This is a genomic window from Methylotenera sp., from assembly GCF_013141425.1.
Taxonomy (GTDB): domain Bacteria; phylum Pseudomonadota; class Gammaproteobacteria; order Burkholderiales; family Methylophilaceae; genus Methylotenera.
Window position 1 is genome coordinate 1 of the sequence record NZ_JABFRA010000121.1, and the last position, 12,769, is coordinate 12,769.

General features: G+C 44.5%; 10 protein-coding genes and 1 pseudogene. 6 read left to right on the forward strand and 5 right to left on the reverse strand.

Annotated features, from left to right (window positions below; genetic code table 11):
- Together HOO90_RS10520 and HOO90_RS10525 are read left to right on the forward strand one after the other, a co-directional pair.
- Positions 1 to 378 (forward strand): annotated as a pseudogene (locus HOO90_RS10520) (glycosyltransferase); the annotation flags it as partial.
- A gap of 78 nt (positions 379 to 456) precedes the next feature.
- Positions 457 to 1,551: a PilT/PilU family type 4a pilus ATPase gene (locus HOO90_RS10525; protein ID WP_292842800.1), complete on the forward strand. Its 1,095-nt coding sequence runs from the start codon at positions 457 to 459 to the stop codon at positions 1,549 to 1,551.
- 4 nt (positions 1,552 to 1,555) lie between these two features.
- On the opposite strand, the gene HOO90_RS10530 is transcribed toward HOO90_RS10525, so the two are convergent.
- Positions 1,556 to 2,458 carry a DMT family transporter gene (locus HOO90_RS10530; RefSeq protein ID WP_292842802.1) on the reverse strand — a complete coding sequence of 301 codons (903 nt, stop codon included), beginning with the start codon at positions 2,456 to 2,458 and terminating at the stop codon, positions 1,556 to 1,558.
- 145 nt (positions 2,459 to 2,603) lie between these two features.
- Here HOO90_RS10530 and dapC point away from each other — a divergent pair, with 145 nt between their 5' ends.
- Positions 2,604 to 3,782, forward strand: a complete 1,179-nt coding sequence (gene dapC, locus HOO90_RS10535; protein ID WP_292842804.1) for a succinyldiaminopimelate transaminase — start codon at positions 2,604 to 2,606, stop codon at positions 3,780 to 3,782.
- A 181-nt stretch (positions 3,783 to 3,963) separates the two neighbouring features.
- Here the strand turns inward: dapC and miaA are convergent, their stop codons facing one another.
- Positions 3,964 to 4,917 (reverse strand): tRNA (adenosine(37)-N6)-dimethylallyltransferase MiaA, encoded by a 954-nt coding sequence (gene miaA / locus HOO90_RS10540; protein ID WP_292842836.1) that lies wholly within the window; start codon positions 4,915 to 4,917, stop codon positions 3,964 to 3,966.
- Between the two features lie 141 nt (positions 4,918 to 5,058).
- Between miaA and HOO90_RS10545 the strand changes: the two genes are divergently transcribed.
- The gene (locus HOO90_RS10545) at positions 5,059 to 5,433 is read left to right on the forward strand and encodes a DUF6394 family protein (RefSeq protein ID WP_292842806.1); all 375 of its coding nucleotides are present in this window, start codon (positions 5,059 to 5,061) and stop codon (positions 5,431 to 5,433) included.
- Between the two features lie 43 nt (positions 5,434 to 5,476).
- Entirely contained in the window at positions 5,477 to 7,180 is a 1,704-nt protein-coding gene (locus HOO90_RS10550) for an NAD(P)-binding protein (protein WP_292842808.1), read from the forward strand.
- Between the two features lie 90 nt (positions 7,181 to 7,270).
- Here HOO90_RS10550 and HOO90_RS10555 read toward each other — a convergent pair whose 3' ends face one another.
- Positions 7,271 to 7,891, reverse strand: coding sequence for a cold shock domain-containing protein (locus HOO90_RS10555; protein WP_292842810.1), 621 nt, complete (start codon positions 7,889 to 7,891; stop codon positions 7,271 to 7,273).
- 2 nt (positions 7,892 to 7,893) lie between these two features.
- On the reverse strand, positions 7,894 to 9,765 hold the full coding sequence (gene mutL / locus HOO90_RS10560) for a DNA mismatch repair endonuclease MutL (RefSeq protein ID WP_292842812.1): 1,872 nt from the start codon (positions 9,763 to 9,765) through the stop codon (positions 7,894 to 7,896).
- A 75-nt stretch (positions 9,766 to 9,840) separates the two neighbouring features.
- Between mutL and HOO90_RS10565 the strand changes: the two genes are divergently transcribed.
- On the forward strand, positions 9,841 to 11,379 hold the full coding sequence (locus tag HOO90_RS10565) for a helicase-related protein (protein ID WP_292842838.1): 1,539 nt from the start codon (positions 9,841 to 9,843) through the stop codon (positions 11,377 to 11,379).
- Here the strand turns inward: HOO90_RS10565 and HOO90_RS10570 are convergent.
- A complete protein-coding gene (locus HOO90_RS10570; RefSeq protein WP_292842814.1) occupies positions 11,376 to 12,737 on the reverse strand; it encodes an MBL fold metallo-hydrolase in 1,362 nt (453 codons plus the stop codon). The two genes, HOO90_RS10565 and HOO90_RS10570, sit on opposite strands and share 4 nt — an antisense overlap.
- Positions 12,738 to 12,769: the final 32 nt, after the last annotated feature.

The window sequence follows — 12,769 nt, forward strand, 5'->3', positions numbered from 1 at the left end:
GCTGACCACTTAGCACGCCACGCACATGCCGATTTGTTTTTAGACACATTGCCCTACAACGCCCACACAACCTGTAGCGATGCTTTGTGGATGGGTGTTCCAGTATTGACCTGTGTGGGCGACACCTTCGCCGCGCGCGTAGCGGGTAGCCTACTAAGCGCCACTGCAATGCAAGAGTTGATTACTTATTCATTAGCCGACTATCAAGCAAAAGCATTGCAACTTGCAAACAACCCAATTGAACTCATGAGAGTTAAACAAAAATTAGCGGAGAGTAAGGATAAATCAGCATTATTTGATACGCCTAGTTTCGCACGTGATTTAGAACGCCAATATCAAACCATGTCGGACCGGTTACAAAGCGATAAAACAATCTAAATTTTTATGCTAAAGTCTCACAGCTAATATTTTCTAGATAATATTTCGCGCACTTAAAAAAACATATAGGATTAAATCATGGCAGCAATCGACATTAGCCCCATCTTAAAATTTATGCTGGATAAAGGCGGCTCTGACTTATTTTTTAGTACAGGCGCGTCCATTCATATTGAAATTGAAGGCGACACCTTGCCGATTAACGCGCAAATCATGACACCAGGCATGATTAAAGAAATTGCCTATTCCTTGATGAGTCCAGACCAAATTATGGAATTTGAATCCATTTTGGAATGTAATTTTGCCATCAGTAAAAAAGATGTGGGCCGCTTCCGCGTGAATGTGTTTCGGCAACGCGGTGAAGTTGGCATGGTGGTGCGACACATTAAAACCGATATCCCATCGATTGACTCGCTTGGCCTGCCTGCTGTGCTTAAAGACCTGATTTTACGCAAACGCGGCTTGATTCTGGTGGTGGGCGCGACCGGTTCGGGTAAAACCACCACGCTTGCGTCGATGATTGACCATCGAAATTCCACCATGAATGGCCATATTCTTACGCTGGAAGACCCCATTGAATTTATTCATCCACATAAAAAATCGGTGGTGGACCAACGCGAAGTCGGCATTGATACCCTATCCTTTGAAAACGGCCTTAAAAACGCCATGCGCCAAGCGCCAGATGTGATTTTGATTGGTGAAGTGCGTGATATGGATGGCATGAAAAACGCCATGGCCTACGCAGAAACGGGCCATTTATGTTTGGCCACCTTGCATGCAAATAATGCCAACCAAGCGCTTGAACGCATTATTTCATTCTTTCCTGAAGATGCCAGAGCGGGCTTGCTGCTTGGTTTATCCATGAATTTGGTCGCGATTGTTTCCCAGCGATTGATTCCTGGCAAACAAAGCAAACGCGTTGCCGCAACAGAGGTGATGATTAACACGCCTTACATTGCAGAACTAATCCAAAAACAAAAAATGGGTGACATGAAAGATACCATGGCCGACAGTAACGACATTGGTATGAACACCTTTGACCAATCCTTATTCCGCTTATTTAGTAACGGCAAGATTGATGAAGAAAATGCACTGACCAATGCCGACTCGCGCAATGACTTGTCATTAAAAATCCGCTTTGCGGCGGAAGGCACACGTAACTCAAGCTTTAGCTAACCGATTAATCGTTATGGTTAAATGCCGCAAAGATTGCGGCAGCTACTATCAGACTACCGCCTATCCATTCATTGATAGCCATGGATTCATGCGCTAGATAATAGGATGCGATAGCGGCCACTACTAACTCGAACAGAAACAACACCGATGCACGTGTCGCTGGCATTCTCGTTACGCCGTATTGCACGAGTAGCGTGGCGGCCATGAGCAACAATGCAATTAGCAACATTACCCACCAGTGCGTAAAACTTAAAAAATTGGGTGCCTGCATGGTTTTTTCCACCAGCACCACATAAAAAAGCGACACAACTAATACGCCAATCCACACCGCAAAAGACTTTGCTCTCAGGCTCAAATGTTTGGATTGTCGCGTAATCACATTGGTAAGTGAAAAGCCGACGCCAGAAGATAAAGCTAGCCATTCCGCGGTGTTTTTAGGCAAAGGTAAACTGCTCAGTTTTGGGTCGTACAGCATAATAAATGCGCCCAATAGCGAAATAGCAATAGCGATATAACCTGTCAATTGCGTTTTTTCTTTTAACCAGAAATGCGCCAATATCAATGTCCAGAGTGGAGACAGGTAGAACAGCAGCATCACGCGCATCACTTCGCCGTCGATTACCGCCAGCACATAAGCTAAATTGGTCCAGCCCGCCACCAAACCCAGCCAAATAATACTGACAGGCAGTTTAAAAATGCCGTGCCAATGTTTGGCAAAGTAGATACCCGCAATCAATGTTGCAATTGCATAGGTATAGAAACTTGATACTGCGCCAGAAACCCCCGCTTCCGCCATGATACGATACGGGAACCAAATAATGCCCCAGCAAAGTGCGCCAAATAGCAGGCCAAAAACGGCGAAATATTGGCTAGTAGTAGGTTTTGATGTTTGATTGGTGGTATTCATTTTTATCTTTTTAAGCACTAAGTGACTGCACACGCCGATTTTAGTCAACTCCGATTATTGAAACAGCGCGAAACTTTAACAATATCTGCTAAAAAAATCAGCGGCAAATTTTGGTAAGCGCGCTTGCTATATTACAATACTCGTTATGAATCCAAATTTAAATTTACTCCAGCCCTATCCTTTTCAACGTTTGCGCGACCTGTTTAAAGGCATTACCCCAAACCCTGATTTCTCAGCAATTAATTTATCGATTGGTGAACCCAAACATGCCACGCCACAGCTCATTAAAGATGCGCTGGTGAATAATCTCGCAGGTTTGGCGAGTTACCCAACCACCATTGGCTCTTTAGCCCTTCGCGAAGCGATTTCTAATTGGATTTCACGCCGTTATGGAGTGCCAGCGCTTAATCCTGAAACGGCGATTTTGCCAGTCACAGGCAGCCGAGAAGCACTATTTGCTTTTGCGCAGGTGATTATTGATAACAGCAAGCCAAATCCAGTAGTGATTTCGCCAAACCCGTTTTATCAGATTTATGAAGGTGCAGCTTTTTTAGCAGGTGCTCAACCCTATTTTCTTAACACATTGCCCGAAAATCAACATGTGATGGATTTTGAAAGCGTGCCCGCAGAAGTACTAAAGCGCACGCAATTAGTCTATGTATGCAGTCCAGGCAACCCTTCTGGCAAGGTGATGTCCTTAGCACAATGGAAAAACATCTTTGAGCTATCAGACAAATATGGCTATGTGATTGCGGCTGATGAATGTTATTCCGAAATCTATTTTGATGAAGTCAATCCGCCATTAGGTGCCCTGCAAGCCGCATATCTATTGGGCCGCAGCCATGCTAATTTAGTGGTATTTAGCTCGCTTTCTAAACGTTCAAACGTACCAGGCATGCGCTCGGGCTTTGTGGCGGGCGATGAAAAGATTATCGAAAAATTCACGCTCTACCGCACCTACCACGGTTGCGCGATGAACCCTGCTGTGCAGGCGGCTTCTATCGCGGCGTGGAATGATGAAGCGCATGTGGTTGAAAACCGCAACTTGTATGCGGCCAAATTCAATGTAGTCACACCATTACTAAAAAATGTATTAGACGTTGAAGTGCCCGATGCGGCATTTTACTTATGGGCTAGAAGTAAACAAAGTGATACGGAACTTGCGGTAAAGCTGTATCGCGATTTGAATATTACCGTGTTACCAGGGAGCTATTTAGCACGTGAGGCACATGGATTAAATCCTGGTAAAAACTTCATTCGCATGGCCTTGGTAGCATCGCATGACGAATGCGTTGAAGCGGCAAATAGAATGCAAAAAATCTAAACCTTGCTAAGTCGTCATTCCCGCGCAGGCGGGAATCTAGCTAGGCTGCATTGTAGTTAAATGATACTGATGTAATTAAAATAAGGTTTCAGATTATAGAGACCAATCAGTAAGACTTGCTATTTGACTGGATTAACGCCTACGCAGGAATGACGGGTAAAGTTTATGTAATTTGTTAAGTTTAAATCGTAATAAATTGATTTATTTCATTAAATACCAATTCATTTAACTGTGGATTTAGACAATCTAATTCAATAGTGTCCTCCATACCACGCGACATACCTCTCAACCATGTGAGCTGCCGTTTCGCTAATTGACGTGTGGCGAAGATGCCTCGATCGCGCAACTCGGCGACATCATATTCACCTGCAAGATGTTCTAACGCTTGCCTGTAACCAACACAGCGCATCGAGGTCGATTCAGGCGTCAAGGACGGATAGTTCGCAATTAACGCCTTTACCTCTTCGACAAATCCATCTTTGAGCATTTCCTCAAATCGAATAGCGATACGCTCATGCAGTACTTTACGGTCGCTAGGCACTAAAGCAATTTTAAGCAAGTTGTAGGGCAAAACCTCACTTGTTTGCCTTGCGTAAAGCGTAGACATTGCTTCACCTGTCAGTTCGAACACCTCCAAAGCACGCTGAATACGTTGTGTATCGTTCGGCTCTAAACGCGAGGCGGTGATTGGGTCAACCAAAGCCAACTTTTCATGCATGGCTGGCCAGCCAATAAAGGCCGCACGAGTATCTAGCCTAGCGCGTACTTCTGGGTTCGCTTCGGGCAAGCCACTTAACCCCTCTTGCAAGGCCTTAAAGTACAACATGGTGCCGCCCACCAATAAGGGAATCTTGCCGCGCGCAGTAATATCCACCATTAAACGCAAGGCGTCTGTTCTAAAGTTGGCGGCTGAATATGCACTAGTTGGTTCAATAATATCGATTAAATGATGTGGCGCCTTTGTAAGCATTGCCGCATTTGGCTTGGCTGTGCCGATATTCATATTTTTGAACACCAAAGCAGAATCAACACTAATGATTTCAACTGGAAGCTTTGAGACAAGGTCAACCGCCGCGCCTGTTTTACCACTGGCGGTTGGGCCCATTAAAAATATTGCTGGAGGAAATGGATGCATATTCATGTAATTCTTGTCATTTAAAGCCAGTACAAACAACTAAAGCGAAACGTAAGGCTTGTATAATACTCGTTCTTAGGCAATTATTATGTTACTTATCAATCTCTCTTTGTTAATCACTCTTTGCGGCGGACTGAATCCATGAATTTAGAAAAAGTTGTTTTTGGTTTTTTTATTGTATTAGCCATGACACTTAATTTTGGCTTTTTTCTGGGAGAAATTGACAACCCTAACCATCATCACGTTTATGAGCTGTATGCCGCAATTGTCGTTAGCCTGATTGCTACTGTATTAAAATTTGGTGATCGCACTCACGTTGGTGCGATATTACTTTCCACCAGCTTGGCAGCCGATTTGCAATTAATTACCGCCGCTATTTTGTGGGCCGCACTCGACGGAAAAATGGAAGAAGCCGACCTCATCACTTACATCGTCTCGCTTTCAGGTGGCGCACTCATGGCAAACTTTGTGTCGGTCATCTTACTAATTTCTGAAACAATCAGCCAACGCCGATAGGTCATTTCCTCACAAATGCTTAAAGACAATTTCAAACTAAAGCATGAATAACATCCTCTTTTTGATATTGCGCCGTTTACGACGGCCGCTAATTTTCATTATCGTGAGCTTTGCCATTGCAATTATCGGCTTGACGCTAATGCCAGGTATGGACGACAAAGGCCAACCATGGCACATGAGCATATTTCAAGCTTTGTACGTTATCAGTTACACCGCTACTACCATTGGTTTTGGCGAATTGCCCTACCCATTCAGTCAGGCACAGCGCATCTGGATGACATTCTCGATTTATTTAACGGTCATCCCCTGGTTTTATGCCATTGGTAAAATCATCACCCTGTTGCAAGACCCAAGTCTACGCCAAACGATGATTATCGAAAATTTTGCACGCAACGTTCGTCAACTGAAAGAACCGTTTTACATCCTCTGTAGTTATGGCGAATCCGCTAGTTTAATTGCTAAAGCGCTTGATCAAAAAGGCATGCGTGCCGTCGTAATTGAATCTCAACAAGAGCGACTCAATGAATTAGAACTAAGTGACACAAAAAGTGTGATTCCGTTTCTTTGTGCCGATGCAAAAATGCCAGAAAACCTAATTCGCGCTGGTGTTCACCACCCTTTATGTATTGGCGTAGTTACCTTAACTGACAACGATGAAGTGAATCTGGCTGTGGCGGTGGCAGTAAAATTAATGAATCCAAATTTGCCAGTACTCGCCCGCGCAGAACGCGATGATATTGCCGCTAATATGACCTCTTTTGGTACAGACCACATCATTAACCCCTACACTTTATTTGGTGACCAATTAGCCATACGCGTACATGCTATTGGCACGTATATTTTGCATGAATGGCTTACCGACGTACCAGGTGACAGCATTCCGCCACCTGAAACGCCACCTAGAGGACAATGGATTGTCTGTGGTTATGGCCGCTTTGGCAAAGCCGTTGTTAAAAATTTAGAGCGCGAACATATCAACGCAACAATAGTAGAAGCCATGCCGCAACTAACCGGTTGCGATAAATACATTCTAGGTAGCGGTACGGAAGCCAAAACCTTAATTGAGGCCGGTATTGAGAATGCCGTGGGCATTGTGGCTGGCACCGATAATGACATTAACAATTTATCCATCGTCATGACCGCATACGAATTGAATCCGAAACTGTTCGTGGTCATCCGAAAAAACAAACGCCATAACGATGAATTATTCAAAGAATTTAATGCCAACATTACCATGCAACCTACGGACATCATCGCCCATGAATGTTTAGCACATATGATTTCGCCTTTGTTAGCTCAGTTTCTAGTGCTTTCACGCAATCAAAGCAATGAATGGGCTAACCAGCTCATCAGCAAACTGGTCAGCAAAGTAGGTGAACTGGTGCCTGAAACTTGGGGAGTAGAAATTAATGCGCAAAAAGCACCTGCCGTGACAGAATTACTGAACAAAGGGATCGATGTTACGCTTTACCACTTGACACAAAACCCCGCCGATCGCGAGCAGCAAATGGATTTAGTCCCACTCATGCTAGTGCGCAACAATATGCCGATACTAGTGCCCGATATCACCACCCGCCTGGCTTTGGGCGACTGTATTCTGTTCTGTGGTCGTCCATACGCCAAATCGACCCTGCCAATCTTGCTCGATCACGTAAAAACACTCAAATACATTGTCGATGGCATTGAAATTCCAGACAGTCTGGTTTGGCGATGGCTTCAATCTAAATTAAAGCGCCAAGTGATTTAAGCAGTTAACGCTGGGTGGCAAAATGCTTTTATTTTCCCAAACGGAAAATTGTAAACTGGGCTGTTCGGCCAATAAAAAAATAGCTAGATGTTAATGACCACACCACTGATCCTCACATGGGATTCCATCGCCATCACCATCTGTAATAGTTCCAGGACAATTTAATAAATAGAACTTAGCTTCGTCACATGATGCCATCTCCCCACATCGTGTTTTACCAGAACATTGATAGTAGTTGGCGCCAACATTGCGTCTAGCATTATTCGAGCTAGAACTATCTGAAATAGTTAAGAAGGTTTTTGGATTCGTTTCTTTTGCTGCTTCGATGGAATTTGTATATTCAATAGTTTTTTGCAAGGATGAATCAACCCCAGAAATCCTTTTATATAACTGATACAAAGGGATGGAACAAAAAATTAATATCGATACTAAGATAATTACGATGAAATTATTTTGTTTTTTTACTACCTTAGACTTGGTTCTAGACTGCGCTTGTTGTAGTCGATTCAAATATAAAACGTTATACGCTTGCAACCCTTTTTTAGTATCATTTGCAATATCAAAAGTGATTGCTTCGCCAATCGTTGGACGTGATTGCCCCTTAGGAAACGCAGTTATATGTACAAATATTAGTTCAGTTGAGTCCTCTGAAGACACAAAACCAAAACCTTTATCATCTGACCATTTAACAAGTTTTCCTTGTTGTCGCATGGTTATTTGCCCCGCATAAACATCTTATCCAAATCACTCATGCTAACTTGAAACCAAGTTGGGCGGCCGTGATTGCACTGCCCTGAACGCTCGGTCACTTCCATATCACGGAGCAAGGCATTCATTTCAGGGATTGTGAGACTGCGATTGGCACGGACGGCAGCGTGGCAAGCCATGGAGCCTAATAACTCGTTACGACGCTCGGTAAGCGCACGTGAGGCACCGTATTCGCGTAAATCTCGTAATACATCTCGAGCTAAATTGACGGCATCAGCATCTTGTAGCATGGTCGGTATGGCACGCACTGCCAATGTAGTGGGAGATAATATTGCAATATCAAAACCTAAGTCTTGAAGGCTGCCATCATTAGTCGCCAAGGCTTCTTGTACAGCGGCAACTTCCAGCCTATCCGCATTAAAACTCACTGGTAGCAATAAAGGCTGCATCGCAACGGCTTTATTATCTAGTGCATTTTTTAGTTGCTCGTACATAATACGTTCGTGCGCGGCGTGCATATCGACCACCACCAAGCCTTCTGCATTTTGCGCCAGCACGTACACACCATGAATTTGCGCCACGGCAAAGCCTAACGGGTGGTCGTTTGGTGCAAAAGCAGCATCGCTGGAAGGCGCATGGATACTGGCTTGCAGGGCAGCGTTATTTGATGTATTGCTTACATAATTTTGCGAATTATTCTCACCAAATAAGGTTTGGTAAAAGTTAGACGGCTGATTTGCGCTTAAATTGATTTGAGATTGATATTTAGGGTATGGATATTGCGCTTCGACAAAACCCGTCCTAAGCTTGTCGAAGGACTCAGGGCGAGCAGCATTTGATGAAGCAAATGGGTTAAATGCCGCTTGATTCGACGTACTTGCATTTGAAACTCCCGTCGGCGAAGCCAAGGCCTTATGCAACGAGTGAAAAATAAAACGGTGTATCGCTTGGCCATCGCGAAATCTGACTTCCGTTTTGCTTGGATGTACGTTCACATCGACCAAGTTAGGGTCTAGCTCTAAAAACAGCACGAATGCAGGATGGCGCTCATGGTGCAATACATCTTGATACGCTTGGCGAATAGCATGCGAAATCAGTTTGTCGCGCACATAACGGCCATTGACATACACATATTGCGTGTCACTTTTATTGCGATTAAACGTCGGCTTGGCAGCCACACCCCACAAGCGCAAACCCGCAGCAGATTCATCCACAAAAATCGTTTCTGCAGCAAACTCCGACCCCAAAACCTCACTAAAACGCTTTTCCGGAGTGCTCACGGCATAACGGCTAAGTGCCCTGCCGTTGTGTTGCATCATAAAAGCCACATCGGGTCGTGAAAGCGCCACACGCTCAAAAGCGACCTCGCAATGACCAAATTCCGTGCCTTCGGTTTTTAAAAACTTACGACGCGCGGGCGTATTAAAATACAAATCGTTGACTTCAATAATAGTGCCAACATCCAGCGCCGCTGGCTCAATCGGCGAAATTTCGCTGCCTTCAGAAGCGATACGCCAAGCATGCTTGCTATCTACAAAACGACTACTGACTTGTGTACGTGAAACCGACGCGATGCTGGCCAGCGCCTCGCCACGAAAACCCAAACTGGCAACAGCCTCCAAATCCTCCAAACTGAATATCTTACTTGTAGCATGCCGCGTAAGCGCCATAGCAAGGTCATCTTGTGCAATGCCACTGCCGTTATCAGCAACGCGTAATTGCTTAACACCACCCTGCAACAGCGAAACAGAAATATCGGTGCTACCCGCATCTAAACTATTTTCCAACAACTCTTTCAGCGCTGAAGCTGGGCGTTCAACCACCTCGCCTGCGGCGATTTGGCTAATAAGTTGGTCTGGCAATAATTGAATACGCATGAGGCTTGTGCATTTAAATTGAGGTTAATTTTATTGGTGGTTATTTTACCTGTTTTAAGCTAAATTCTTGTGAATATGAAATCAAACGCTGCAGATTTAAACGAAACGAGCTACATCAACAGCTTTAGCCATGCACGCAGTATTAAACGCCATCACCATTTTTACTTAGGGCCAACTAATTCAGGTAAAACGCATCAAGCTTTAATCGCCTTACAAAACGCTCAATCTGGCGTTTACTTAGCGCCATTGCGACTGCTGGCAATGGAAATTCGCGATCGTTTAGTGGCTTCTGGCGTGCCTTGCAACTTGATTACTGGTGAAGAGCGCGTTCTGATGGAAGGCGCTCGACACACAGCTTCTACCATCGAAATGATGAATCCAAGCAGCTTGGTAGATGTCGCAATTATCGATGAAATTCAAATGCTGCAAGACCCAGACCGCGGCAGTGCATGGACAGCAGCCCTAGTAGGTGTACCTGCAACACAGGTGTTTGTATGTGGCTCAACCGCGGTTACCGCGCCGTGTATCGCTACCGTTGAATCTATGGGCGAAACGCATGAAATCACTTACCTAGTACGCAAAACACCATTAGTTTTAGAAGAGGTAAGTCTTTGTGGCAATCATTACAGCCGTCAAAAACTCAAGCCAAAACTACAAAAAGGTGATGCAATCATCGCCTTTAGCCGCAAAGATGTACTGACGCTTTCTGCCAGATTTCGCCAATGGGGGTTCACAGTAGCTAGCATTTACGGAGCACTTTCCCCAGAAGTGCGACGTACTGAATCTGAACGATTTTGTTCTGGCAAAGCTGATATTTTAGTAGCAACCGATGCAATTGGCATGGGTTTAAACCTGCCAATCAGGCGTGTGATTTTCTCAAACATCCATAAGTTTGATGGTGTGGCTTCACGTTATCTGAATTCGACCGAAATACGCCAAATTGCTGGACGCGCAGGCCGCTTTGGTATTTACGATACAGGCTATGTCAACGTACTAGAAAACGATGAGCTGATTCATGTTGAGCACATGCTCAGTACAGATGACACGTCTGATTTAACTAAGCTGCCAATTAATATTGCGTTTAATCAAATTGGAGAGATTGCTCAAAAATTGCACACAAAAAAGATTGCAGAAGTTTTAAGCTATCATCAGCAAAGAACTCGTTTTGACTCAGAATTATTCGCACAATCCTCACTTAACACACAAATTGCACAAGCCATATTAGTGGATAACTATGCGCCAACTATGTCGCTGAAAGACAAGTATATTTTTGTCTGCGCGCCAATCTCGCTCAATTTAGCTTTTGAAAAAGACTATTATTTATTATGTTTGCAAAGCGTCGCACAATCACAAATTCGCCACTTACCTAGCCCGCCAAATTGGCTGGAATCCGCATCACCTAAACACCTTGAAGCGGCTGAGTTACTAAGCCACAACTTGAGCTTATATGCTTGGTTGAGTTTTAAGTTTCCAGCTATTTTTGTTGAGGGTAATGCCACAACAACCTTGCGGCAGCGCGTGAGTCATTACATAACACAGGCCTTGCTTACCCAAGCAGGTTATGGTGACACTGCGCGAGAAGCTGACTATTTAACGACCAAAAGAAATTATTAACGCAAAGTAACCGTCTCTAAATATTCAGGCACAACTACTCGCCACTTTAGTTGCTCTTCCACATGCAGGCGCATTGCATCGGCGGCTTCTGGCTCACCATGTGTAATGTAGGTTCTTTTAGGAGCCTGCTCAAAACCACCTAACCATTCAATAATCTCGGCGTAATCGGCATGCGCAGATAAATTTGGCAAATACTCCACCTGCGCACGCACTGGCACATATTCGCCATGAATCTTGATGCTTTCTACGCCCGCCAACATTGCCGCACCTCGTGTCCCCGACGCCTGAAACCCAACAAATAACAGCGTGTTTTTAGAGTCTGGCGCAAAAGCTTTTAAATGATGCACTACGCGCCCGCCTGTTGCCATGCCGCTTGCGGACAGAATAATCATTGGGCCCTTGCTTTCATTGAGTCGTTTGGATTCTTCAATACCATTCACCATGTGTGCCGTGTGGCATAACGCATGGCTTTGTTCTGGGTTAAGGCGATGCTCACCGCGAAAATGATTAAATATCGCTGTCGCATCCACCGCCATCGGACTATTCAGGTAAACAGGGATATTGCTTGGAATCGCGCCTGATGATTTAAGCAAATGAATGTAATAAAGCAGTTCTTGCGCTCGGCCAACGGCGAATACTGGAATTACCACCACGCCTTTGCGTTTGATGGTTCTGTTGAGGATTTCAGCCAATTTAATTTGCGGGTCAATTTTCTCATGCAGGCGATTACCATAAGTAGATTCAAGCACTAAATAATCTGCCTGCTTGATGCGTGCGGGTGCCTTCATCAAAACATCATGCGGACGTCCAATGTCGCCAGAAAAAAGTATTGAAGTTTTTTCGTCTTGAATGCGCACAAAGGCTGAACCTAGTATATGTCCGCTCGGTGAAAGCTTGAAACTGACCCCACTGCCTAAATCAACCACCTGCTCAAAAGTGACTGGTGTCAGCAATGCAAGCGCATTTTGTGCGTCCTCTTGTGTATACAGGGGCAATGCTGGATTATGTTTAGAGAAGCCGCTTTTGTTGGCGTATCGGGCCTCTTCTTCTTGCAAGTGCGCGGCATCTAATAACAACACCTCACATAAATCACTGGTGGCTTCACTGCAATACACCTTGCCTGAAAAACCGTTTTTAACCAGCAAGGGTAAATATCCGCTGTGGTCAATATGCGCATGGGTCAACACCACATAATCAATTTCTTTCGGGTTAACGGGCAATGCAGCCCAGTTTTTTAACCGTAATTGTTTAAGCCCTTGAAACAGCCCACAGTCTATTAAAATTCGTTTATCCGCAGCTTTAAGAAAATATTTAGAGCCAGTGACAGTGCCTGTTGCACCAAGAAATGTTAGCTCCATTTTCAGAATACCCCTAATAATTGTTTAAACGC